The organism is Nocardioides salarius, assembly GCF_016907435.1.
GTDB classification, from domain to species: Bacteria; Actinomycetota; Actinomycetes; order Propionibacteriales; family Nocardioidaceae; genus Nocardioides; species Nocardioides salarius.
Window position 1 is genome coordinate 4,305,739 of the sequence record NZ_JAFBBZ010000001.1, and the last position, 22,793, is coordinate 4,328,531.

General features: G+C 72.9%; 18 protein-coding genes. 10 read left to right on the forward strand and 8 right to left on the reverse strand.

The annotated features are described in order from the left end of the window. Positions 1–42 precede the first annotated feature (42 nt). Together dxs and JOE61_RS22340 are read left to right on the forward strand one after the other, a co-directional pair. On the forward strand, positions 43–1,947 hold the full coding sequence (dxs, locus tag JOE61_RS20630; protein WP_193670934.1) for a 1-deoxy-D-xylulose-5-phosphate synthase: 1,905 nt from the start codon (positions 43–45) through the stop codon (positions 1,945–1,947). Then, positions 1,931–3,259 carry a hypothetical protein gene (locus JOE61_RS22340; RefSeq protein ID WP_193670936.1) on the forward strand — a complete coding sequence of 443 codons (1,329 nt, stop codon included), beginning with the start codon at positions 1,931–1,933 and terminating at the stop codon, positions 3,257–3,259. The genes dxs and JOE61_RS22340 overlap by 17 nt, the downstream gene beginning before the upstream one ends. On the opposite strand, the gene JOE61_RS20640 is transcribed toward JOE61_RS22340, so the two are convergent. Both JOE61_RS20640 and JOE61_RS20645 read right to left on the reverse strand, forming a co-directional pair. Further along, on the reverse strand, positions 3,256–5,325 hold the full coding sequence (locus tag JOE61_RS20640) for a 3-hydroxyacyl-CoA dehydrogenase NAD-binding domain-containing protein (RefSeq protein WP_193670937.1): 2,070 nt from the start codon (positions 5,323–5,325) through the stop codon (positions 3,256–3,258). The two genes, JOE61_RS22340 and JOE61_RS20640, sit on opposite strands and share 4 nt — an antisense overlap. Then, complete coding sequence (locus JOE61_RS20645; RefSeq protein WP_193670939.1) at positions 5,325–6,524, reverse strand: thiolase family protein; 1,200 nt, start codon at positions 6,522–6,524, stop codon at positions 5,325–5,327. The genes JOE61_RS20640 and JOE61_RS20645 overlap by 1 nt, the downstream gene beginning before the upstream one ends. Positions 6,525–6,695: 171 nt before the next feature. Between JOE61_RS20645 and JOE61_RS20650 the strand changes: the two genes are divergently transcribed. The 4 genes from JOE61_RS20650 (at position 6,696) to JOE61_RS20665 (ending at position 10,700) form a co-directional block, all read left to right on the forward strand. Beyond that, a complete protein-coding gene (locus JOE61_RS20650; RefSeq protein WP_193670940.1) occupies positions 6,696–7,655 on the forward strand; it encodes a proteasome assembly chaperone family protein in 960 nt (319 codons plus the stop codon). A gap of 1 nt (position 7,656) precedes the next feature. Continuing rightward, positions 7,657–8,514 (forward strand): acyl-CoA thioesterase, encoded by an 858-nt coding sequence (locus JOE61_RS20655; RefSeq protein ID WP_193670941.1) that lies wholly within the window; start codon positions 7,657–7,659, stop codon positions 8,512–8,514. A gap of 26 nt (positions 8,515–8,540) precedes the next feature. After that, positions 8,541–9,368, forward strand: coding sequence for an acyl-CoA thioesterase (locus JOE61_RS20660; protein ID WP_193670955.1), 828 nt, complete (start codon positions 8,541–8,543; stop codon positions 9,366–9,368). A gap of 126 nt (positions 9,369–9,494) precedes the next feature. Continuing rightward, complete coding sequence (locus JOE61_RS20665; protein ID WP_193670943.1) at positions 9,495–10,700, forward strand: peptidoglycan DD-metalloendopeptidase family protein; 1,206 nt, start codon at positions 9,495–9,497, stop codon at positions 10,698–10,700. Here JOE61_RS20665 and JOE61_RS22345 read toward each other — a convergent pair whose 3' ends face one another. Together JOE61_RS22345 and JOE61_RS20675 are read right to left on the reverse strand one after the other, a co-directional pair. Then, a complete protein-coding gene (locus tag JOE61_RS22345; RefSeq protein WP_193670944.1) occupies positions 10,701–11,606 on the reverse strand; it encodes a MaoC/PaaZ C-terminal domain-containing protein in 906 nt (301 codons plus the stop codon). Between the two features lies 1 nt (position 11,607). Further along, complete coding sequence (locus tag JOE61_RS20675) at positions 11,608–12,942, reverse strand: 3-oxoacyl-ACP reductase (RefSeq protein ID WP_193670946.1); 1,335 nt, start codon at positions 12,940–12,942, stop codon at positions 11,608–11,610. A 186-nt stretch (positions 12,943–13,128) separates the two neighbouring features. On the opposite strand from JOE61_RS20675, the gene JOE61_RS20680 reads away from it, so the two are divergent. Continuing rightward, positions 13,129–14,412 carry an acetyl-CoA C-acetyltransferase gene (locus JOE61_RS20680; RefSeq protein WP_193670947.1) on the forward strand — a complete coding sequence of 428 codons (1,284 nt, stop codon included), beginning with the start codon at positions 13,129–13,131 and terminating at the stop codon, positions 14,410–14,412. Positions 14,413–14,415: 3 nt separating this feature from the next. Here the strand turns inward: JOE61_RS20680 and JOE61_RS20685 are convergent, their stop codons facing one another. Further along, positions 14,416–15,102 carry a TetR/AcrR family transcriptional regulator gene (locus JOE61_RS20685; RefSeq protein ID WP_193670949.1) on the reverse strand — a complete coding sequence of 229 codons (687 nt, stop codon included), beginning with the start codon at positions 15,100–15,102 and terminating at the stop codon, positions 14,416–14,418. Then, on the reverse strand, positions 15,035–16,393 hold the full coding sequence (locus JOE61_RS20690; RefSeq protein WP_193670950.1) for an HNH endonuclease signature motif containing protein: 1,359 nt from the start codon (positions 16,391–16,393) through the stop codon (positions 15,035–15,037). Before JOE61_RS20690 ends, JOE61_RS20685 begins: the two co-directional genes overlap by 68 nt. Positions 16,394–16,679: 286 nt before the next feature. Here JOE61_RS20690 and JOE61_RS20695 point away from each other — a divergent pair, with 286 nt between their 5' ends. Further along, complete coding sequence (locus tag JOE61_RS20695) at positions 16,680–18,008, forward strand: ISL3 family transposase (protein ID WP_193671201.1); 1,329 nt, start codon at positions 16,680–16,682, stop codon at positions 18,006–18,008. A gap of 146 nt (positions 18,009–18,154) precedes the next feature. After that, positions 18,155–19,438 (forward strand): NRAMP family divalent metal transporter, encoded by a 1,284-nt coding sequence (locus tag JOE61_RS20700; RefSeq protein ID WP_204797330.1) that lies wholly within the window; start codon positions 18,155–18,157, stop codon positions 19,436–19,438. A gap of 3 nt (positions 19,439–19,441) precedes the next feature. On the opposite strand, the gene JOE61_RS20705 is transcribed toward JOE61_RS20700, so the two are convergent. After that, the gene (locus JOE61_RS20705) at positions 19,442–20,959 is read right to left on the reverse strand and encodes an ATP-dependent DNA ligase (protein ID WP_193670602.1); all 1,518 of its coding nucleotides are present in this window, start codon (positions 20,957–20,959) and stop codon (positions 19,442–19,444) included. A gap of 35 nt (positions 20,960–20,994) precedes the next feature. Continuing rightward, positions 20,995–21,774 (reverse strand): enoyl-CoA hydratase/isomerase family protein, encoded by a 780-nt coding sequence (locus JOE61_RS20710; protein ID WP_193670603.1) that lies wholly within the window; start codon positions 21,772–21,774, stop codon positions 20,995–20,997. Between the two features lie 52 nt (positions 21,775–21,826). Here JOE61_RS20710 and JOE61_RS20715 point away from each other — a divergent pair, with 52 nt between their 5' ends. After that, positions 21,827–22,765 (forward strand): DNA-3-methyladenine glycosylase family protein, encoded by a 939-nt coding sequence (locus tag JOE61_RS20715; protein WP_307823136.1) that lies wholly within the window; start codon positions 21,827–21,829, stop codon positions 22,763–22,765. The last annotated feature ends 28 nt before the right edge of the window (positions 22,766–22,793 follow it).

Genomic DNA, 22,793 nt, shown 5'->3' on the forward strand with positions numbered 1-22,793 from the left:
TAGACTTGCCACCCCACCCCCGCCGCGACAGCAAGGAGCCCCATGTCGATCCTCGAGTCCATCTCGGGACCGCGTGACCTCCGCAGCCTCGACGACGCCGAGCTCGAGACGCTGGCCAGCGAGATCCGTGACCTGCTGGTCCGCTCGACCTCCAAGGTCGGCGGCCACCTGGGCCCCAACCTCGGGGTGGTCGAGCTGACCATGGCGATCCACCGGGTCTTCGACTCCCCGCGCGACCGGGTCGTGCTCGACACCGGCCACCAGGGCTACGTGCACAAGATGCTCACCGGGCGGGCCGGCGACTTCGACACCCTGCGCCAGGAGGGCGGCCTCTCCGGCTACCCCAGCCAGTCCGAGTCCGAGCACGACATCGTCGAGAACTCCCACGCCTCCACCGCGCTGAGCTACGCCGACGGCCTGGCCAAGGCCTACGCGATCCGCGGCGAGGACCGCCACGTCGTCGGCGTGATCGGTGACGGCGCGCTGACCGGCGGCATGGCCTGGGAGGCGCTCAACAACATCGCGGTCGCCCAGAGCAGCCGCCTGGTGATCGTCGTCAACGACAACGGGCGCTCCTACACCCCGACCGTCGGCGGCCTGGCCACCGCGCTGACCTCGCTGCGCACCGACCCGCGCTACGAGACGCTGCTCGACATGGTCAAGCGCCGCCTCAACGCGGTGCCCGGCGTAGGCACGGCCGCCTACGACGCCCTGCACGCCATGAAGAAGGGGCTCAAGGACGCGCTCGCCCCGCAGGGCCTCTTCGAGGACCTCGGGCTCAAGTACATCGGCCCCGTCGACGGCCACGACCGCGCGGCGATGGAGACGGCGCTGAGCCAGGCCAAGAAGTACGGCGCCCCGGTGATCGTGCACGCCCTGACCCGCAAGGGCTTCGGGTACGACGCCGCGGAGCGCCACGAGGCCGACCAGTTCCACTCCCCGCAGCCCTTCGACATCGAGTCGGGCGAGGAGAAGGCCCGCGGCCGGATCTGGACCGACCACTTCGCCGACGACATGGTCGAGATAGGCCACCGCCGCAAGGACGTCGTGGCGATCACCGCCGCGATGATGCACCCGGTGGGTCTCGACAAGTTCCAGGCGCACTTCCCCGACCGCACCTTCGACGTCGGCATCGCCGAGCAGCACGCCGCGACGTCGGCGGCCGGCCTGGCGATGGGCGGGCTGCACCCGGTCGTCGCGGTCTACGCCACCTTCCTCAACCGGGCCTTCGACCAGGTGCTGATGGACGTCGCGCTGCACCGTTGCGGCGTCACCTTCGTGCTCGACCGCTCCGGGGTCACCGGCGACGACGGCGCGAGCCACAACGGCATGTGGGACATGTCGGTGCTGCAGGTGGTCCCGCGCCTGCGCCTGGCCGCCCCGCGCGACGCCACCCGCCTGCGCGAGCTGCTCGACGAGGCCGTCGCGGTCGACGACGCCCCGACCGTCGTGCGCTTCCCGAAGGGTCCGCCGCCGGCCGACATCGAGCCCGTCGACCGCGCCGGCGGCTGCGACGTGCTGGTGCGCTCCGGTGCCCGCGACGTGCTGGTCGTGGCGGTCGGCTCGATGGCCGCCACCGCCGTCGAGGTCGCCGACCGGCTGGTCGCCCAGGGCATCGGCGTGACCGTCGTCGACCCGCGTTGGGTCAAGCCGGTCGACCCGGCGCTGATCGACCTGGCGCGCGAGCACCGGCTGGTCGTGAGCATCGAGGACAACGGTGTGCAGGGCGGCTGCGGCGCCAGCCTGCTGCAGGCCCTCAACGCCGCCGGCGTGAGCACGCCGGTGCGCCTGCACGGGGTGCCGCAGGAGTTCCTCGAGCACGCCAAGCGCGCGGTCATCCTCGAGCGCATCGGGCTCAGCCCGCAGTCGCTGGCCCGCGGCATCGTCGAGGCGATGTCGACCGGGTCCCCGCTGGAGCACGAGCAGCCGGTTGAGCGGCCCGGCTGAGCGCACCCGGGAGGGAGACGCGCTCGAACCCCTGGGGAGGGGACTGCTGGTCCTGCTGACGGCGCTCGTGCTGTCGCTGGTCCTCGCGTCGTGCACGCTGCTGACCGGCGACGACGAGCCGGGCGCCGCGCCGACGACGTCGGCGCGGCCCGCGCCGCGTGAGGTGGTCTCGGCCGTGCAGCGCACGCTCGACCTGCGCGCCTCCGGCGTACGCCGCCAGGACCGGGCTCGCTTCGAGCGCGCCCTGACGCCCGGGCCCGCCGAGTTCCGCGCCGAGCAGGCGCAGTACTTCGACAACCTGCTGCAGCTGCCGCTGGAGCGGGTCGACTACGGCTTCGACCCCGCCGACGTGCTGCGCGTCGACGACTCCTACTGGGTGGTCGTCGAGGTGCGCCTGCAGCTGCGCGGCTACGACGACGTGCCGGTCGTGGCCCGCGACCGCTACCTCTTCGAGCCGGGCCGCGGCGCCCGGGACCGGCTGCGCCTCGCCTCGGTGACCGACGCGGCCTGGGAGGAGCGCAACCAGGTGGTGCCGCAGCCCTGGGACCGGGGCCCGGTGCAGGTGCGCGAGGTCGCGGGCGTGCTGGGGGTCTTCGACGACGCCAGCGTCGCCGCGGCCCCTGGACTGCTCGACGCCGCCCAGCGCGCCGTGGCCGAGGTGGGCGCGGTGGTGCCCTTCGAGTGGAGCGAGCAGGTGGTGCTCTACGCGCTGTCGACCACCGCCGCGCTGGCCTCGGTCGCCGACCTGCCGGGCGGTGACGCCGCGGCCCTCGACGCGGCCGCGGTGCCGGTGGCCGCCGACCCGCGCGACCCGGACTCGCCGCTGGCCTCGACCAGGGTGGTGCTCAACCCCCGTGTGCTCGCCTCGGCGGGCGCGGAGCGCACCTCCGCGCAGGGACGCACCCGCGACCGGCTGCTGCGCCACGAGGTCACCCACGTCGCGGTGGGGGCGGGCGACGACGACGCGCCCGTGTGGCTGGCCGAGGGGATCGCCGAGTGGGTCTCGGTACGTCCGCTGGCGCCCGAGGACCGGGCGCTGCCGGAGGTCGCGCTGCAGGCGGCGCGGGCCGACCTGGCGGCCGGACGGGTGCGGATGCCCGACGGCGCGACCTTCAACGCAGACGGCTCCACCGCGCACTACGGGCTGTCGTGGTGGGCCGCGGAGCACCTGGCCGACAGCTTCGGGTCACAGGTGCTCTGGCAGCTGCTGGAGGCGGGAGGCGACGAGCCGGCCCTCGAACGGCTGGTGGGCCTGGACGAGGACCGGCTCGCTGCGCGTGCCGCGCGCCTGATGGTGGCGACCTACGACTAGTGGAAGGAGCCGAGGCCCTCGCGCTCGAGGAGCATCGTGAGCCCGCCGTTCCAGAACGAGAACCCGGCGCCGGTGATCATCGCCAGGTCGAGGTCCTCGGGCCCGGCGACGACGCCCTCGTCGAGCATCAGCCGCACCTCCTCGGCCAGCCCGGTGAGCACCTGCGTGCGCACCTGCTCCTGGGTCAGCACGACCGGGTCGGCCGGGGTCTCCAGCAGCGCCTCGACCTCGGGGTCCAGGGTGCCGTCGGGTGCGAAGTAGGCGCCCTTGCGCGCCTCGACGACCCGCTCCAGCGCCGGCGAGACGTAGAAGCGGTCGGGGAAGGCCGCCGCCAGCGTCTCGGTGTTGTGCAGCGCGATGGCCGGGCCGACCAGGGCGATCAGCGTGAACGGCGGCATCGGCGCGACGCCGGCGAAGGAGCCGTCGACCGTCTGGATCGGGGTGCCCTGGTCGACGACCCTGCTGACCTCGCTCATGAAGCGGCCCAGGAGCCGGTTGACGATGAAGGACGGGCTGTCCTGCACCAGGATCGTGGTCTTCTTCAGCGCCTTGCCGGTGGCGAAGGCCGTGGCCAGGGAGGCGTCGTCGGTGGCGGTGCCCTGCACGATCTCGAGCAGCGGCATCACCGCGACGGGGTTGAAGAAGTGGAAGCCGACGACCCGCTCGGGGTGCTCGAGGTCGGCGGCCATCTCGGAGATCGACAGCGACGAGGTGTTGGTGGCCAGCACGCAGGTGGGCGAGACGACCTTCTCGACGTCGGCGAAGACCGACTTCTTGACCGACATCTCCTCGAAGACGGCCTCGATCACGAAGTCGGCGTCGCCGAAGACCTCGGCCTTGTCGACGGCACCGGTGACCAGCGCCTTGTGGCGGTTGGCCTTGTCCTGGCCGATGCGGCCCTTGGCCAGCAGCTTGTCGATCTCGGCGTGCACGTAGGCCACGCCCTTGTCGACTCGCTCCTGGTCGAGGTCGGTCAGCACGACCGGGACCTCGAGGCGGCGCACGAAGAGCATCGCCATCTGGCTGGCCATCAGGCCGGCGCCGACGATGCCGACCTTGGTGACCGGGCGGGCCAGCGACCGGTCGGGGGCGCCGACGGGGCGCTTGGCCCGCTTCTGCACCAGGTCGAAGGCGTAGAGGCTGGCCAGCAGCTCGGGCGTCTGCGAGAGGTCCTCGAGCGCCTGGTCCTCGGCGGCGAAGCCCTCGTCGCGGCTGGCGCTGCGGGCGGTGGCGACCAGCTCGACCGCGCGCTCGGCGGCGGGGCTGGCACCGCCGGTGCGGGCACGCACCACCGTCGCGGCGCGCGAGACGGCGGCGTCCCACGCCTCGCCGCGGTCGACCTGGGCGCGCTCGACGAGCACCTCGCCGTTGAGCACGTCGGCCGCCCAGAGCAGCGACTGCTCGAGGAAGTCGGCGCCGGAGAAGACCGCGTCGGCCAGGCCGAGCTCGAAGCCCTGCTGCCCGGTGAGCGTCTTGCCGTTGTTGAGCGGGTTCTCCAGCACCAGCGTCACCGCGGCGTCGGCACCGACCAGGTTGGGCACCAGGTAGGCGCCGCCCCAGCCGGGCACCAGGCCGAGCATGACCTCGGGCAGGCCGAGGGCGGGCGCGGAGTCCATCACGGTGCGGTAGTCGCAGTGCAGCGCGACCTCGAGGCCGCCGCCCAGGGCGAGGCCGTTGACCAGGCCGAAGGAGGTCTTGCCGCCGTCCTGCAGCTTGCGGAAGACGGCGTGGCCCAGCTCGGCCACGACCCGGACGCCGGCGGCGCCGCTGGAGGCGATGCTGGTCAGGTCGGCCCCGGCGGCCAGGATGAACGGCTTGCCGGTCACGCCGATGGCGGTGACCTCGTCGTCGGCCAGCGCCGCGTCGATGGCGGTGTTGAGCGCGATCAGGCCGCGGGGACCGAAGGTGTTGGGCTTGGTGTGGTCCTCGCCGTTGTCGAGCGTGATCAGGCCCATCACGCCCGCCCCGCGGGGCAGGGTGACCTTGCGCAGGTGCGCCTGGGTGACGCGCTCGGCGTCGGAGCTGATCTCCTCGGCGCGGGTGAGCAGGGTGGTCAGGTCGCTCATCAGGCTGCCTCTCCGGTGTGGTGCGGGTTCTCCCAGATCACGGTGCCGCCCATGCCGATGCCGATGCACATGGTGGTCAGGCCGTAGCGGGCCTCGGGGCGCTCCTCGAACTGGCGCGCCAGCTGGGTCATCAGCCGCACGCCCGAGGAGGCCAGCGGGTGGCCCATGGCGATGGCGCCGCCGTAGGGGTTGACGCGGGTGTCGTCGTCGGCGATGCCGAAGTGCTCGAGGAAGGCCAGCACCTGCACGGCGAAGGCCTCGTTGACCTCGAAGGCCTCGATGTCGTCGATCGTCAGGCCGGCCTGCTTGAGCGCCTTCTCGGTCGCCGGGATCGGTCCGGCGCCCATCACCTCGGGCTCGACGCCCATGAAGGAGTAGGCGACCAGGCGCATCCGCACCGGCAGCCCCAGCTCGCGGGCGGTCTCCTCGTCGGCGAGCAGCGCCGCGGTGGCGCCGTCGTTGATGCCCGCGGCGTTGCCGGCGGTCACCTTGCCGTGGGCACGGAAGGGCGTCTTGAGCGAGCCCAGCGACTCCAGGGTGGTGCCCGGTCGCATCGGCTCGTCGCTCAGCGCCAGGCCCCAGCCCTCGTCGGCCGAGCGGGTCGCCACCGGCACGAGGTCCTGCTGGATCGTGCCGGCGTCGTACGCCGCCGCGGTCTTCTGCTGCGAGCGCACGGCGTAGGCGTCGACGCGCTCCTTGGTGATCGAGGGGTAGCGGTCGTGCAGGTTCTCGGCGGTCTTGCCCATCACCAGCGCGTCGGGGTCGACCACGCGCTCGGACATGATCCGCGGGTTGGGGTCGACGCCCTCGCCCATCGGGTGGCGGCCCATGTGCTCGACGCCGCCGGCGATGGCCACGTCGTAGGAGCCGAAGGCGATGCCGGAGGCGGTGGTGGTCACCGCGGTCATGGCGCCGGCGCACATGCGGTCGATGGCGAAGCCCGGCACGCTCTGCGGCAGGCCCGAGAGCAGCGCGGCGGTGCGGCCGATGGTCAGGCCCTGGTCGCCGATCTGGGTCGTGGCCGCGACCGCGACCTCGTCGACGCGCTCGGGAGGCAGCGAGGGGTTGCGGCGCATCAGCTCGCGGATGCACTTGATGACGAGGTCGTCGGCCCGCGTCTCGGCGTACTGTCCCTTGGCCTTGCCGAAGGGGGTGCGCACGCCGTCGACGAAGACGACCTCTCGTAGCTGTCGGGGCACCGGTTCTCCTGGGTGTCGCTGTGATGTGACGGGTGTGGCTGGTTGCCGACGCTAGGTTACCCCTGGGTAACCAACCCTGGCCGGACGCCCCGTCCACCCGGGGTGGGCAGGGAATATCGTGGCCACGGGTCCGGTTCGCCCCGCGCCCGCCCCACCGACCCGAGGAGACCCGTGAGCGACACCCGCCTGGTGCACATCGTCGACGAGGTGGCCGAGATCGACGCCTCCGAGGAGTCCGCGCTGACGATGGTCGTGGTGCTCGACGGCTTCCTCGACGCCGGCAACGTCGCCGCCCGCGCCGCCCAGCACCTCGTCGACGTCGCCGGCACCGACGACGGCACCGGCCGGGTGGTGGCGACCTTCGACGTCGACCGGCTCCACGACTACCGGGCCCGCCGCCCACCGATCTCGTTCGTCGTCGACCGCTACGACTCCTACGACGCCCCGCGCCTGGTGGTGCGGCTGCTGCGCGACAGCGGCGGCACGCCGTACCTGCTGCTCAACGGCGCCGAGCCCGACAACCGCTGGGAGGGCTTCTGCCGAGCGGTGCGCGAGGTCGTCGAGCGCTTCGGCGTGACCCGCGTGATCAGCATGGGGTCGGTGCCGATGGCGGTGCCGCACACGCGCCCCACCGCGGTGACCCACCACGCCAACAGCCCCGAGCTGCTGCTGGGCGCGAGCCCGTGGCGCGGCGAGCTGCGGGTGCCCAGCAGCGCGCAGGCGCTGCTCGAGGTGCGCCTGGGGGAGTGGGGCCACGCCGCGCAGGGCTTCGTCGCCCACGTGCCGCACTACCTGGCCCAGCTCGAGTACCCCCAGGCCGCCGCGGTGCTGCTCGAGCAGGTCGAGCTCGCCGGGCGCCTGACCGTCGACCTCTCGGGGCTGCGCGCCGAGGCCGAGGACCGCGAGGCCGAGATCACCAGCTACCTCGAGGCCAACGAGGAGGTCGGCGACGTGGTCGCCGCCCTCGAGCGGCAGTACGACGCCTTCGAGCGCGCCGAGGAGTCCGGCGACAACCTGCTCGCCCGCGACCAGCCGCTGCCGACCGGCGAGCAGCTGGGCCAGGAGTTCGAGCAGTTCCTGGCCCAGCTCGAGGACCGAGACCCGCGCCCCGACGACGAGGATCCCGCCTGAGATGCCCCGCACCACCGCCGAGCTGCTCGCGCTGCTCGACCTCGAGACCATCGACGACAACCTCTTCCGCGGCGCCCAGCAGGAGTCGGTGCTGCCGCGCGTCTTCGGCGGCCAGGTGGCCGCCCAGGCGCTGGTGGCCGCCGACCGCACGGTCGACGACTCCTACGCCGTGCACTCCCTGCACTCCTACTTCCTGCAGCCGGGCGACACCACCGCCCCGATCGTGTACGACGTCGAGCGGCTGCGCGACGGGCGCTCCTTCGCCACCAGGCGGGTGCTGGCGCGCCAGCACGGCCGACCGATCTACGTGATGACCGTCGACCTGCAGCGACCCGAGGAGGGCTACGAGCACCAGGACCGGATGCCCCAGGTGCCCGGGCCGGAGGAGTCGCTCGACATCAACGCCCAGATCCGCGGCGCCGACGGGTCGTTCACCGAGTGGGACGTGCTCGACTTCCGCTACATCGGGTCCTCCCACGACCTGCTGGCCCCCGACGAGGACCGGCCCGGGCGCCAGCAGACGTGGCTGCGGGTCAACGAGCCGCTGCCCGACGACCCGCTGCTGCACGCCGCGGCCTTCACCTACGCCTCCGACGCCACGATCATGGGCGCGGCGCTCTCGCCGCAGGGCATCTCGATCGGCACCCGCGACGTGATGGTGGCCTCGCTCGACCACTCGATCTGGTTCCACCGGCCCTTCCGCGCCGACGACTGGTGGCTCTTCGACCAGCACTCGCCGGTCGCCACCGGGGGTCGTGGGCTGGTCAACGCCCGGATCTTCGACCGCGACGGCCTGCTGGTGGCCTCGGTGAGCCAGGAGGCGCTGATCCGCCGGATGCGCCAGGGGGGCGATCGGTGAGCGAGCAGTCCGCCCTCGAGGAGCTGATGGGGCTCTTCGACCTCGAGACCATCGACGCCGACCTCTACCGCGGCCGGCCGGTGCGCACGACGCGCACCCGGGTCTTCGGCGGCCAGGTCGCGGCGCAGGCGCTGTGCGCCGGCATCCGCACCGTCGACCCGGCGTACACCGTGCACTCGATGCACTCCTACTTCCTGCTGCCCGGCGACCCGCAGGTGCCGATCGTCTACGACGTCGAGCGGATCCGGGACGGGCGCTCCTTCCTGACCCGTCGGGTCGCGGCGCGCCAGCACGGCCGGCCGATCTACTACCTCACCGCCAACTTCCAGGTGCCCGAGGACGGGCTGGAGCACCAGGACTCGATGCCCCAGGTCGTGGCGCCCGAGGACGCGATCGACATGGTGGAGATGATGCGCCGCGGCGGCACCCCCGAGGCCGACGCGCTGGCCAAGGAGTGGGCCGCGCTGGGCGCGCGCTGGGTCGGCAGCTCGGGGCGCGGCCTGCCCGAGGACCCCGCGCACCCCTCGCGCTCGCGGCTGTGGCTGCGGGTCGAGGGCGACCTCGGCGACGACCCGACCGCCCACCTGGCGGCCTTCACCTACGCCAGCGACATCAGCCTGCTGGGGGCCACCCTGGCAGCGCACCCGATCGGGCCCGAGCAGACCCAGATGGCCTCGCTCGACCACACGATCTGGTTCCACCAGCCCTTCCGCGCCGACGAGTGGTGGCTCTACGACCAGGTCTCGCCCGCGGCGCACGGCGGACGGGGGCTGGCCATCGGCCGGGTCTTCACCCAGGACGGCTCGCTGGTCGCCACGGTCGCGCAGGAGGGCCTGATCCGGCCCCGCAAATAGCATTACAGCGCTGTCATTCGTGACAGACACGCCGCCACCTGGTTATTTTTGTGACCAATGTGGCGGTTGATCGCTCCTGTGGAGCGTGTGACCGGACCGCCCCCCGCCCCCGAGGGACCCCCGATCATGCGCCTGCCCCTGCTGTCGACCCTGCTCGCACCCGGTCTCGGCGCCGTCGTCGTCGCGCTCGCGCTGCCCGCGCACGCCGCCCCCAGCGCCGACCACGAGATGCCCTTCCCCTGCGGGCAGGAGTGGACCGGCACCACCCGCGGCAACCACAGCCCGAGCGCGAAGTCGATCGACTGGAACCGGCCCGACGACGCCGGCGACCCGGTGGTGGCCTCGGCACCGGGCACCGTGACCACGGCCAACGCGACCAGCGGCACCGGCTACGGCCACCACGTGGTCGTCGACCACGGGGCGGGCGAGTCGACGCTCTACGCCCACCTCGACACGGTGGCGGTCGCGGTGGGCCAGCGGGTCGACCAGGCCGCCCAGCTCGGCACGGTCGGCTCGACCGGCAACTCCACCGGCGCGCACGTGCACTACGAGCAGCGGCTCTCGGGATCGGTGCAGAGCGCCTGGTTCGGCGGCGCCGCGTTCGTCTACGGCTCGACCCAGCGCTCCACGAACTGCGTCGACGTGCCGCTGGCGGCCAACATGATCGGCAAGGCACCCGCCGAGCTCGTCGTCTACCGCCGCGAGGCCCGCTCGCAGTTCCAGGTGCTGCGCCCGGGCCGCACCCCCAAGGTGCGCCGCTTCGGCACCGCCACCGACGAGCCCGTGCTGGGCGACTGGGACGGCAACGGCGTCGCCAACATCGGCGTCTTCAGCCCCGGCAGCGCCACCTTCGCGCTCAAGGTCGGCAGCGGGCGCACCCGCGTCGGGTTCGGGGCGAGCGGCGACCAGCCGGTGGCCGGCGACTGGGACGGCGACGGCCGCTGGGAGGTCGGCGTACGTCGCCCGGGCGAGGCCACCTTCCACCTGCGCGCCGCCGACGGGTCGGTGAGCAGCGTGCGCCTCGGCGACGCCTCCGACCTGCCGGTCACCGGCGACTGGGACGGTGACGGTCGCACCGACGTCGGCGTCTTCGACCAGTCGACCGCGACCTTCACGCTGCGCCGCGTCGACGCCGAGGGGCTCGTCTGGACCGCCGAGGTGCAGTTCGGGGAGCCGGGCGACCTGCCGGTGACCGGCGACTGGGACGGCAACCTGGTCACCGACGTCGGGGTCTGGGACCCCGCGACGGCGACCTTCTCGGAGCGCCAGGCGCTGCGACCGACCGCGGCGCGCTCGACCACCGAGAGCACGGTCTTCGGCCGGCCCCGCTGATCAGCCCCCGGCGGCCGGCCGCGAGACGCCCGCCAGGTGCGGGGCGCCGGAGCGGGGGTCGCTGAGCGAGAACGCGTAGCCGTCGTCGGTGGGACGCGAGCCGAACGCCACCCGCCCGGGCAGCAGGATCGGCTTCTTGAAGGCGACCTCGACGGTGACCGCCTCGGGCAGCCGGTTCTCCAGCGCGGCCACGCAGCGCGCCAGGCTCCACATGCCGTGCGCGATCTGGCGCGGGAAGCCCAGCGCCTTCGCGGTCAGCGGGTAGAGGTGGATCGGGTTGTGGTCGCCGGAGACGGCCGCGTAGCGGCGGCCCAGGTCGCCGGGCAGCGACCAGGTGGCGCCGGTGGCGGGCGCGTCGGGGAAGACGGTGCCCTCGGGGGCCGCGGCGTCGCCACGGCCGCGGCGCAGGTAGGCCGAGGAGCTCTCCCAGACCAGCTCGCCGTCGCCGTCGCGGACCTCGGTGACGAAGTCGAAGACGGTGCCCTTGGTGTGCGGGCGCGAGGGGCCGACGTGCGCCGAGACGCCGACCTGCTCGCCGATGACCACGTGGCGGTGCCGGGTCACGGTGTTGGCCACGTGCACGGTGCCGATGGCCGGGGCCGGGAAGGCCGAGTCGGTCATCATCGCCATGTGCAGGCCGAAGGCCAGCATGTGCGGGTAGGTCAGCGGGGCGACGTCCTTGCGCGGGAAGCCGCACAGGTCGCCGTACGCCTCGACGTGGGGGCGCTCGACGGTGACCGGGGGCCGGGTGAGGGCGAGTCCCTCGAAGCCCTCGGGGCGGGCCTTGCGCACGCCGGGCAGGCTGCCGACGACGGGCAGGCTCGGCAGGGCGGCGCGCAGCAGGGTGCCGGCGCCGGTGCTGCCGTCGTGGGTGCGGGCGGCGCGCTCGACGGTGGGGCCGGCCACGTCAGGCGCCCAGCATCATCTGGCCGCAGACCCGCACGACGTTGCCGTTGACGGCCGTCGAGCCGGGGGAGGCGTACCAGGCGATCGTCTCGGCGACGTCGACCGGGAGGCCGCCCTGGGCCATCGCGTTGAGCCGCTGGCCGACCTCCCGGGTCGCGAACGGCACGGCGGCGGTCATCTGGGTCACGATGAAGCCGGGGGCCACGGCGTTGACGGTGATGCCGTCGCTCAGCTCGTCCTTGAGGGAGTCGACCAGGCCGATCACGCCGGCCTTGGAGGTGGCGTAGTTGGTCTGGCCCACGTTGCCGGCGATGCCGGCGATGGAGGCGACGCCGATGATCGAGCCGCCGGCGTTGACGACGCCCTGGTCGAGCAGCTCGCGGCTGATCCGCTCGGGTGCGGTGAGGTTGACCGCGACCACCGAGTCCCAGCGGTCCTCGCCCATGTTGGCCAGCTTCTTGTCGCGGGTGATGCCCGCGTTGTGCACCACGACGTCGACGCCGCCGTGCTTCTCGGCCAGGTGGTGGGCGATGCGCTGCGGCGCGTCCTTGCCGGTGATGTCGAGGGTCAGCCAGTCGCCGTCGAGCTCCTTCATCAGCGACTGCAGCTCGCTGGCGGCCTGGGGCACGTCGACGCCGACGACGGTGGCGCCGTCGCGGTGCAGCACGCGGGCGATCTGCTCGCCGATGCCGCGGCTGGCGCCGGTGACCAGGGCGACCCTGCCGTCGAGGGGACGCAACTGGTCGGCGACCGGGGCGGCCTCGGTGGTGCCGGTGGCGCCGATGCGCACGACCTGGCCCGAGACGTAGGCGGACTTGGGCGAGAGCAGGAAGCCCAGGGTGCTGGTGGTCGCGGCCTCGGCGCCCTCGGCGACGTAGACGAGCTGCACCGTGCCGCCGCGGCCGATCTCCTTGCCCAGGCTGCGGGTGAAGCCCTCGAGGGCGCGCTGGGCGACCCGCTCGGCGCCGGAGACCTGCTCGGGCGGGGTGCCGAGCACCACGACGCGGGGGCAGGTGGCCAGGCGGCGCATCAGGGGGGTGAAGAAGTCGCGCAGGGCGACGAGCTGGTCGGCCGAGGTCAGGCCGGTGGCGTCGAAGACCAGGCCCTTGTACGACGTGGTGTCGTCGGGCGTCTCGGTGCTCGCGATGCCCAGGGTGTCGAGCAGGCCGGCCAGCGACTCGGCCAGGCGGCCGGTGCCGCCGGTGACGACCGTGCCGTCGACCAGCGGGGCGCCGGGGGTGTAGCGCTCGAGCGGCATCGGGGCGGGCAGGCCGAGGTTCTTGACCAGCAGCTTGCCGATCGGCGACTGGCTGAAGCTCTGGTACTTGTCGCTCATGCGGGTCCGTCCTCCGTGAAGTCCTGTGGGGCCTGGGGTGGGCCTGGGGTGGGCCTGGGGTGGCACTGGGGCAGCACCAGGTGGCACTACCGGGCATGTAACTAGATGTGTAACTCCGAGTCCACTTTTCGTGACGTGCCCCTCACACCCTTCTCTGTGCGGGGCCGCGCGCGCAAGGATGTGCGCATGGCTACCTCTCCTCGTCGCGTCGCCGTCATCGGCGGCAACCGCACCCCCTTCGCCCGGTCCAACTCCGCCTACGCGGACGTGTCGAACCAGGACCTCCTCACCGCCGCCATCGACGGCCTCGTCTCCCGCTACGGCCTCGAGGGCGAGCGGCTCGGCGAGGTCGTGGCCGGCGCGGTGCTCAAGCACTCGCGTGACTTCAACCTGGCCCGCGAGGCGGTGCTGGGTTCGGCGCTGGCGCCCGAGACCCCCGCCACCGACATCCAGGAGGCCTGCGGCACCGGCCTGCAGGCGGCCATCCAGGTCGCCAACAAGATCGCCCTGGGCCAGATCGAGGCCGGCATCGCCGGCGGCACCGACACCACCTCCGACGCCCCGGTCGCCATCAGCGACAAGCTGCGCAAGAAGCTGATGAAGGTCAACGCCGCGCGCGACACCAAGGCGCGCCTGGCCGCGCTGGGCTCGATCCGCCCCGGCGACATCGGGCTCGACCTGCCCAAGAACGGCGAGCCCCGCACCGGCCTGTCGATGGGCGACCACGCCGCGCTGACCGCGCTGGAGTGGCAGATCACCCGCGAGGCGCAGGACGAGCTGGCGGCCGCGTCGCACCAGCACCTGGCGGCGGCGTACGACAGCGGGTTCCAGGACGACCTGGTGACCCCGTTCCGCGGGCTGGAGCGCGACAACAACCTGCGCGCCGACTCCTCGAGCGAGAAGCTCGCCAAGCTCAAGCCGGTCTTCGGCAAGGGCGAGGCGGCCACGATGACCGCCGGCAACTCCACGCCGCTGACCGACGGCGCCTCGGTGGTGCTGCTGGCCACGCAGGAGTGGGCCGAGGCACACGGGCTCGAGGTGCGGGCGTTCTTCGTCGACTCCGAGACCGCCGCGGTCGACTACGTGCACGGCGGCGAGGGCCTGCTGATGGCGCCGGCGTACGCCGTGCCGCGGATGCTGGAGCGCAACGACCTGAGCCTGCAGGACTTCGACTTCTACGAGATCCACGAGGCGTTCGCCTCGCAGGTGCTCTCGACGCTCAAGGCGTGGGAGGACCCGGTGTTCTGCAAGGAGCGCCTGGGCCTCGACGCCCCGCTGGGCTCGATCGACCGCGACAAGCTCAACGTCAACGGCTCGTCGCTGGCCGCCGGTCACCCCTTCGCAGCCACCGGTGGGCGGATCATCGCCAACCTGGCCAAGCTGCTGCACCAGAAGGGCTCGGGCCGCGGCCTGATCAGCATCTGCGCCGCCGGCGGCCAGGGCGTCACCGCGATCCTCGAGGCGCCCTGACGCTCACCTGAGGGTGGCGAGCGCGAGCGCTGAGGCGACGAGGTACTCGCGCACCTGCTGCGGCGAGATCTCCCCGACCGTGGGCACGCCCGGGGCGGCCTCCTTGACCAGGATGCCGACCCGGGCGAGCTGCAGCGCGCCGAGGCCGCTGGCGTAGAGGGTGTTGGCCAGCAGCGTGGGGTCGGTGACGGTGAAGTCGCCGGCCTCGACGCCGTCCTCCAGCGCGGTCGACAGGATCGACAGCGCGCCGGAGATCGCGCGCCCGAGGCGGAAGAGGGCGCTCTCGGAGATCTCGTCGAGCAGCTCGGGCCCGGAGCGGCGCATCAGCGCCTGCGCGCAGTCGACGAACGCCGGGTGGGCCAGCGAGTAGTCGACGAAGGCGCCCACGATGTCGGCCAACCGGTCCCTGGGGGCGTTCGAGGTGGTCGAGGCCTGCTCGAGGTCGACCCGCAGCTCGTCGAGATAGCCGACGAGGGTGAGGGCGAAGAGCTCCTCCTTGCCGGTGAAGTGCCGGTAGACGATCGCGCGGTTGATGCCCACCGCCCGGGCGATGTCCTCGATCTGGGCGTCGCGCACCCCGCGCTCGTCGAAGAGCGCGCGGGTCGCGGCCAGGATCTCCGCCTCACGGGCGCGGCGGCGGGCGGCCGCCGCCGACCTGCGGCCGTCGGTCTCGGGCGTGCGGGTGCTCATGGGAGGAGTGTACGACTCGTGCAACTCCGAGTTGCACGAGTGTGACGGGCTCGGCGGCGGTCAGCCAGGCGAGTAGGTGCCGATGCCGGGGACGACGACGAGTCGTTGGTCCTGGGGTCCGGTCCAGGTGTAGTGGCCGTGGTCCATCCGCCGGTAGCGCCATCGTCTGGTGGGGTCCGTGGGGGTCGTAGGGGTCGATGTGGTCGAGGTCGCAGCGCCTGGCGGGGTGGCGGCAGTCGGGGAAGACGCAGTGCTGGTCGCGCTGGACGACCAGCTCGCGCATCCATTCCGGCGGGTCGTGGGCATCGACGGGGTCGCCGCGGTCGGGGTCGAGGACCGGGGTCACCGTGACCCGGGCGCCGGTGAGCCAGTCACGGATCATCGCGCTGGTCGCGGGGCCCAGGTCCTCCACCCGCCCCAGCGGTGCGATGTCGCCTCCGGGGGTCGCGGTGAGGTGCACGTAGGCCTTGTACGGCCGGCTCGGTGCGGGGCTGTCGCCGTGGGCGCGGGCCCGGTCGACGATGACCTGCAACGCCAGCACCCGACGCCGCGCCAGGGACAGGTCGGAGTGGGTGACCAGCAGGTCGTGGGCGATACGACCCACCAGGTCCTGCAGATCGGCCAGGGTGGCGGTGTCGCCGGTGATCTCCATCCACGAGGTCCCCAACCACCGTCCGTCACGCGCCCCGGCATGGGTCACGGCGACGTCCCACGACTCCTGCGCCTTCTGCTCGGCCTCTTGATGGGCGTCGGTGTCGTAGCGGGCCCGGGCGGTCTCGACGAGCCGGGCCAGCACCACGGGGCCGACCCGGTGGGCGCGGGCGGCGATCTCAGCGTCGACGTAGGCGGCCGCGTCGGGGGAGAGCGACGAGGTGGCTTGGGCGATGCTGCGTGCGCGCCACACGGGCACCTCGAGGGCCTCGACGCGTTCCATCACCCGCGGCAGCCGGTGCGCCAGCTCCAGCGCATCGGCCATCAACGTCAGGGCGGCGGTGGTGGAGATCTCCATCGCCGCGGCGAGGGGTTCGGCGGAGAACGCAGCGACCATCGGGCGGCCGTCCCCACCGATCTTCTCCGGGCAGTCCAGGTCGCCCCCGACCTCCCCGAACCCCGCCGCCAGCCTCGGGTCGTCGACGGTGTTGGTCTCGCACCAGCGGATCGCGGCGTGGAGTACCGCGCGTGCCGCGGCGGCCTCGCGTGCCTTGGCCTGCTCGGCGAACCACAGCACCGAGTCCCGGTCCAGGTCATCGACCCGCACCGGACCACCCGCGAGGTCCGTCTCGATCAGCATGCATCCACTCAAGCACTGACCGCCGACAGTCCCGCCGCACCGCCGCTGACCTGCGGCGATGTGTGAATGCCAGCGCGCCCGGAGGGCCGGCCGTCGCTCCCGCGCCGGTATGTCTGGTCCGTCTCCTGGTGGCTCGTGGGGTGAAGCGAGGGACGGGCCTGCTTGGAAAAATGTGGCTCTTGTGACCCTTCCGTGGGTCGCTGAGCGTGGCCTGATGTGGCGCACGCCGTTCTCTGTCTAGGTTTCTGGCTTGTCTAGAGTCCGAAACCAAGGGCAGGAGAACGGCGTGCGGGACGCCAGCCTATGGCGCGCCTTGTTGGGCGTCGATGCGACAGCGGTGATCGAGGGTGTCGAGTTCAACCAGGACGCCGATTCCGACGGGTCACTCGGGGGTGTCCTGGTCGCTCACGTGCGCCCACGTCGCGCCAAACGCGGCCGCTGCGGGGTGTGCGGGGCACCCAGCAGCTGGTACGACCCTGGCGAGGACCGCCGACGCTGGCGGGCCCTGGACCTCGGTGTCATCCAGGTGTACTTGGAAGCCGATTCGCCGCGGGTCCGGTGCGCAGTGCATGGCCCCACGGTCCGGCAGGTGCCCTGGGCACGCCACGGGGCCGGGCACACCCGTGCCTTTGATCAACAGGTCGCCTGGTTGGCCACGCAGTGCTCCAAGAGCGCGGTGACCCAGCTGATGCGCATCGCGTGGCGCACGGTGGGCTCGATCATCACCAGGGTGTGGGCCGACACCGCGGCCGGGATCGACCAGTTCGCCGGCCTGCGACGAATCGGCATCGATGAGATCTCCTACAAGCGCGGCCACAAGTACCTGACCGTGGTCGTCGACCACGACACCGGACGACTCATCTGGGCCCAGCCCGGACGCGACCGCGAGACCCTGGGCCGGTTCTTCGATGCTCTCGAGGAGTCCTCGCCCGGTCGGTGCGCTCAGATCACCCATGTCAGCGCCGACGGCGCGCAGTGGATCAGCGACGTGGTGGCGCAACGATGTCCCCAGGCGGTGCGCTGCGCTGATCCCTTCCACGTGGTGGGCTGGGCCACCGAGGCCCTCGACGTCGAACGCCGCGCAGCGTGGAACAACGCGCGTCGTGCCCCCGGCGGCACGTACGGCAACGGCCCCGGCCACGGCCCCCAAGGGCGACGACACGACGCGACCGGTCGCGCACGCGGCCTCAAACGTGCCCGCTACGCGCTGTGGAAGAACCCCGAGAACCTCACCACCCGTCAACGCGCCAAGCTTGAGTGGATCGCCAAGACCGATCCACGCCTCCACCGCGCCTACCTGCTCAAAGAAGGTCTGCGCGTGGTCTTCCAGCTGCCCTACAACCAAGCCTGCGAGGCCCTCGATGCCTGGATCGCCTGGGCCCGAAGATGCCGGCTTCCCTCCTTCGTCGAGCTGCAACGACGAATCACCAAGCACCGCACATCGATCCTGGCCGCCATCGAGCACGACCTGTCCAACGGACGCATCGAATCGATCAACACCAAGATCCGACTCATCACCCGCGTCGCCTTCGGATTCAGATCACCCGAAGCCCTCATCGCGCTGGCCATGCTCAACCTCGGCGGCCACCGGCCCACCCTCCCCGGGCGCACATGACCCACGGAAGAGACAGGAGAGCCAAAAATGTGTGGAGCCTGGGACGAACCAGGTTCATCCTCGGCTCCACACTTCCGCTCCGCCTCCGGCGGCGCCCACGTCGCACGCCCCGACCGGCCGAAGAAGCCCGGTGTTAACTTCGGCCAATGGCAAAGACGGCAGAGGGTCCTGCGACGCAGACCCGGCGGGTCGAGCCCGGGGTCTGGGCGTCGCGGACGGCGGCGCTGGGCCCGGGGATCCTGATGGCCTCGGCCGCGATCGGCGGGTCCCACCTGATCTCCTCGACGCAGGCCGGGGCCCGCTTCGGGTGGCAGCTGGCGTTCGTCATCGTCGTGGCCAACCTGCTGAAGTACCCGTTCTTCCGGTTCGGCCCGCAGTACACCGTGGAGAGCGGCCGGTCGCTCGTCGAGGGGTACGCCCGCAAGGGTCGCGGCTACCTGTGGGTCTTCTTCGTGCTGGCCACCGTCAGCTCGGTGATCTCGACCGCCGGGGTCGGGCTGCTGGGCGCGGTGATCCTCGGATTCATGCTCCCGGACAGCTGGGCTCCCGGCATCCCCGCGCTGGCCACGGCGATGATGGCCTCGGCGTGGGTGCTGCTGGTCGCCGGTCACTACCGCGCCCTCGACGCCGTCACCAAGGTCATCATCGTGACGCTGACCCTGGCCACGATCACCGCGACCTTCATGGCGGCCTCGGCCGGCTCCGAGCGGGTGGCCGGCTTCGTCGAGCCGACCCCGTGGACGTGGGCGACGCTGCCGTTCCTGGTGGCACTGATGGGCTGGATGCCGGCGCCCATCGAGATCAGCGCGCTGAACTCGCTGTGGATCCAGGCCAAGCAGAAGCTGCACCCCAGCCGCGCCAAGGACGTCCTCTTCGACTTCAACGTCGGCTACGCCACCTCGGCCGTGCTCGCCCTCTTCTTCCTCTCGCTGGGGGCCCTGGTGCAGTACGGCTCCGGGGTGGAGGTCGCCACCGCGGGCGGGGCGTACGTCGACCAGCTGCTGCAGATGTACGGCACGGCCATCGGCCAGTGGGCGGTGCCGCTGATGGCGGTGATCGCGTTCGCCTGCATGTACGGCACGGTCATCACCGTCATCGACGGCTACGCCCGCGCGTGCGCGGAGTCGCTGCGCCTGCTGCGCCGCGAGCCGGAGTTCAGCCGCCGCTCCCTCAACCTGTGGCTCAGCGGCATCACCGGCGTCGGGCTGGTCATCGTCGTCGCGATGAGCGCCTCGCTGGCCACCATGCTCACCTTCGCCATGATCAGCGCCTTCCTCACCGCCCCGGTCTTCGCCTGGCTCAACTTCAGCCTCGTCCGCGGCGAGGGCTCGCTCAGCCCCGGGCTGCGCTACCTCTCGTACGCCGGCCTGGTCTACCTCGCGGGCTTCGCCGCGCTGTTCCTCCTCGACTTCGTCGGCCTCCTCGGCTGACCCTCAGCCGAGCGCGCGGACGGTCTCCAGGGTGTCGGCCTCACCAGCGGGCTTGTCGTCGCGGTAGCCCACCACCCGGGCGAAGCGCAGGGCCACCCCGCCGGGGTAGCGCGTCGAGCGCTGCAGGCCGTCGATCGCGATCTCGACCACCTGCTCGGGCCGCACGTGCACGACGTGGCCCTCGCGGTGCGTCTCCAGCGCCAGGAACCTCTCGGTCTGCCAGTCGAGCACCTCGTCGGTGAGCCCCTTGAAGGTCTTGCCCAGCATCACGAAGCCACCCTCGGGGTCGCGGGCCCCCAGGTGCAGGTTGGAGAGCTTGCCGCGCCGCCGCCCCGAGCCCCACTCGACGGCCAGCACGACCAGGTCGAGGGTGTGCACCGGCTTGACCTTGACCCACCCCGACCCGCGGCGCCCGGCGGCGTACGGCGCGTCGAGGCTCTTGACCACGACGCCCTCGTGGCCGGCCTCGAGCGCGCCGGCCAGGAACGCCTGGGCCGCCTCCGGGTCGCCGGTGCGCAGGCCGCTGACCCGGTGCTGCTCGGGCACCAGTGCGTGCAGGGCGTCGAGGCGCTCGTGGCCCGGCGCGTCGAGGAGGTCGGCCCCGTCGACGTGCAGGACGTCGAAGAAGTAGGGCGTGACGTGCACGCCGGCCGACTGCGCCGTGCGCGACGACGTCTCCTGGAAGGGGCGCGGCCGGCCGTCGTCGTCGAGGGCCAGCGCCTCGCCGTCGAGCACGAACCGCTGGGCCGGCAGCGCCCGAGCCACCTCGACCACCTCGGGCAGCCGGGCGGTGATGTCCTCGAGGCTGCGGGTGGCCACGCGCACCTCGTCGCCGTCGCGGTGCACCTGCACCCGGATGCCGTCGAGCTTGGTGTCGACCACGACCTCGGCTCCCGGCTCGGCCCCCTTGCCGAGCGCCTTCGTCATCGCCGCCGCCACGTCGGTGGCCGAGCCGGCCAGCATCGGCAGCACCGGTCGCATCACCTCGAGGCCGATCGCGTGCAGCGCCTCCTCGCCCTCGGTCAGGGCGGCGACCACGACGGCGACGGTCGAGCCCGACAGCATCGCCGCGCGGCGTACGACGGCGAGCGGCACGTCGGCGGCCCGCGCGACGCCCTCCTGCACCAACGCGTCGAGCGCCCCCTGGCGCAGCTCGCCGGTCACCACGCCGCGCAGCCAGACCTGCTCGGCGGCGGTCGCGCGGCCGAAGAGCTCCTCGACCGCGCGGGTCCGGGCGCCGGCCGAGCCCGGCCCTGCCAACGCGGCGACCTCCTCGAAGCGCTGGTGCACCTCCAGCACCTCGAGCGTGGGGGAGCCTGCCGGCTCGGGCAGCTCGCGCAACGAGCGCCACCCCAACCCCGTACGCCGCTGCCGCAGCGTGCCGCCCAGGTAGGCCGCGACGGTCTCGGCCTCGGTGGGGCCGGTGCGTCCCAGGAGGTCGGCCAGCGCGGCCACCTTGTCCTTGCGCGAGCGGGTGGCGGCGACGGACTGGGAGGTGGTCACGACGTCGGCGAGCAGCACCGTCTCATTGAACCCTCACCGGTCAACCGCCGCTCTCACCCCGGCAGCGCGGTGAAGTCGGGCTCGCGGCCCTCGGCGAAGGCGGCGAGCGCCTCGAGGTTGGCCGGGCCGCCCATCAGCTCGGCGAAGGCGGCGTTCTCGCGCTCGCGGGCCGCGTCGATGCCGGCGCGCAGGGGAGCGGTCATCGCCTGCTTGACGGCCACCAGCGAGGCGACCGGGCGGCGGGCGAGCAGCTCTGCGTGGCGGCGGGCCTCGGCGAGCAGGTCGTCGGGCTCGCAGACCCGCCACACCAGGCCCGCGGCGAGCGCCTCGTCGGCGCTGATCCACTCCGACGACAGCAGCATCCACGCGGCGGCCTGGTGGCCCACGAGCCGCGGGAACAGGTAGGAGGACGCCGCCTCCGGCGCCACCCCGAGCGAGGTGAAGGGGCACTTCAGCCGGGCGGTGCTCGACATGAACGCCAGGTCGGCGAAGCCCAGGACGGTCGCGCCGATGCCCAGCCCGACGCCGTTCACCGCGACCACCAGCGGCTTGGGGAAGGCGACGAGCGCGTCGAGCATCCCGGGGAAGCCGTGCCGGCCGCGCCGGAAGCCGGGGTCGGCGGACATCCGGTGCATCTCCAGCAGGTCGGTGCCCGCACTGAAGGCGCGTCCGGCCCCGGTCAGCAGCACGACCGCCACGCCCGGGTCGCCGGCCGCCGCCAGCAGGGCGTCGGTCGTGGCGTCGTAGAGCTCCTCGTCGAAGGCGTTGAGCGCGTCCGGCCGGTCGAGGGTCAGCGTGCGCACGCGCTGCTCGTCGTGGGTCTGCAGGGGCATGGCCGCAGACTACGCGAAACTAGAACACGTTCCATCACGTACGGTCGGGGCCGTGACCGCCGAGCCCCTGCGCCGCACCTGGCGCCCGGACTGGCCCTGCCAGGTCGCCTCCGTCGCCGGCCAGCAGCGCCGCGGCCGCGGCGACCCGACGTACCGCATCGACGACGCCGGGCGGATCTGGCGCGGCGTGCGCACCCCGCTCGGCCCGGCGACGCTCTCGCTGGAGTCGCGCCCGGCCCACGGCGAGGTGCACGCCCGGGCGTGGGGCGACGGGGCGGAGTGGATGCTGGAGGCGGTGCCCGCGCTGCTCGGCGCCGACGACGACTGGAGCGCCTTCGAGCCGCGCCACCCCGTGCTCGTCGAGGCCCGGCGACGCCACCCGCACGCACGGCTGGGGCGCACCGGGCTGGTGATGGAGTCGCTGGTGCCCTCGATCATCGAGCAGAAGGTGACCGGCCAGGAGGCCTTCGCCGGCTTCCGGATGCTGGTGCACCGCTACGGCGAGCGCGCCCCCGGCCCCGGCGCCGGCCTGCGGCTGTGGGTGCAGCCCACACCTCATCAGCTGCGCACCGTGCCCTCGTGGGAGTGGCTCAAGATGCACGTCGACCACGCCCGCTCCCGCGCGATCGTCACCGCCGCCCGGGTCGCGGAGTCGCTGGAGCGCACCGCGACCCTGCCGGGCGAGGAGGCCGAGAAGCGGATCAGCAGCCTGCCCGGCATCGGGGTGTGGACCTGCGCCGAGGTGCGCCAGCGCGCCTTCGGCGACCCCGACGCGGTCTCCTTCGGCGACTACCACGTCGCCAAGGACGTCGGCTGGGCGCTGACCGGCACCCCCTTCACCGACGAGGAGATGGCCGACTACCTCGAGCCGTGGCGCCCGCAGCGGGGCCGGGTGCCGACCCTGCTCGGCCTGGCCGGCCTGCACCGCCCGCGGCACGGCGCCCGGATGGCCCCGCGCACCCACCTCCCCGCCCGCGTCACCCGCACCTGAGCGCCGACCCGGCCCATATCTCCCGCTG

Excerpts from the sequence above, each read along its gene's own strand:
- dxs (WP_193670934.1), top strand. The coding sequence starts at position 43 with ATGTCGATCCTCGAGTCCATCTCGGGACCGCGTGACCTCCGCAGCCTC.
- JOE61_RS20640 (WP_193670937.1), bottom strand. The coding sequence starts at position 5,325 with ATGAGCGACCTGACCACCCTGCTCACCCGCGCCGAGGAGATCAGCTCC.
- JOE61_RS20655 (WP_193670941.1), top strand. The coding sequence starts at position 7,657 with ATGCCCCGCACCACCGCCGAGCTGCTCGCGCTGCTCGACCTCGAGACC.
- JOE61_RS20660 (WP_193670955.1), top strand. The coding sequence starts at position 8,541 with ATGGGGCTCTTCGACCTCGAGACCATCGACGCCGACCTCTACCGCGGC.
- JOE61_RS20665 (WP_193670943.1), top strand. The coding sequence starts at position 9,495 with ATGCGCCTGCCCCTGCTGTCGACCCTGCTCGCACCCGGTCTCGGCGCC.
- JOE61_RS20675 (WP_193670946.1), bottom strand. The coding sequence starts at position 12,942 with ATGAGCGACAAGTACCAGAGCTTCAGCCAGTCGCCGATCGGCAAGCTG.
- JOE61_RS20680 (WP_193670947.1), top strand. The coding sequence starts at position 13,129 with ATGGCTACCTCTCCTCGTCGCGTCGCCGTCATCGGCGGCAACCGCACC.
- JOE61_RS20685 (WP_193670949.1), bottom strand. The coding sequence starts at position 15,102 with ATGAGCACCCGCACGCCCGAGACCGACGGCCGCAGGTCGGCGGCGGCC.
- JOE61_RS20690 (WP_193670950.1), bottom strand. The coding sequence starts at position 16,393 with ATGCTGATCGAGACGGACCTCGCGGGTGGTCCGGTGCGGGTCGATGAC.
- JOE61_RS20700 (WP_204797330.1), top strand. The coding sequence starts at position 18,155 with ATGGCAAAGACGGCAGAGGGTCCTGCGACGCAGACCCGGCGGGTCGAG.
- JOE61_RS20710 (WP_193670603.1), bottom strand. The coding sequence starts at position 21,774 with ATGCCCCTGCAGACCCACGACGAGCAGCGCGTGCGCACGCTGACCCTC.